The 344-nt window shown below is 41.9% G+C and carries 1 rRNA gene; it reads right to left on the bottom strand.

Annotated features, from left to right (window positions below):
- Nucleotides 1-105 (bottom strand): 5S ribosomal RNA (gene rrf, locus PSH41_RS20060); the annotation flags it as partial.
- Nucleotides 106-344: the final 239 nt, after the last annotated feature.

Here is a 344-nt window from a genome sequence, read left to right as displayed (position 1 = left end):
GTCCTACTTTCACATAGCAAATGCTACACTATCATCGGCGCTGTTTCGTTTCACTACTGAGTTCGGCATGGGGTCAGGTGGGTCCAAAACGCTATGGTTACCAAGCAAATTAGGTGCAAAGGATTAATGACAAGCACGTAGTGCTTCTTTTTCCTTTGCGCAAGGTGCCTCAACTTTAACGCTACGCGCTAAGAGTCACCTCATAAATTTGGAAAACTCTGATAATATTTTTTAAGTCTAAGTATCTATCTACTCTAGCTATTAACTTCTGTCGCTTGTTTCTGTCACAAAACGCGTTTGGCGTTGTATGGTTAAGCCTCACGGGTAATTAGTACAAGTTAGCT

The sequence above is a fragment of the Pseudoalteromonas sp. CST2 genome (assembly GCF_028599385.1).
GTDB lineage: Bacteria > Pseudomonadota > Gammaproteobacteria > Enterobacterales > Alteromonadaceae > Pseudoalteromonas > Pseudoalteromonas atlantica.
Note: the sequence above shows the minus strand (reverse complement) of the source record. Positions and strands in the feature narration are given on the sequence as shown.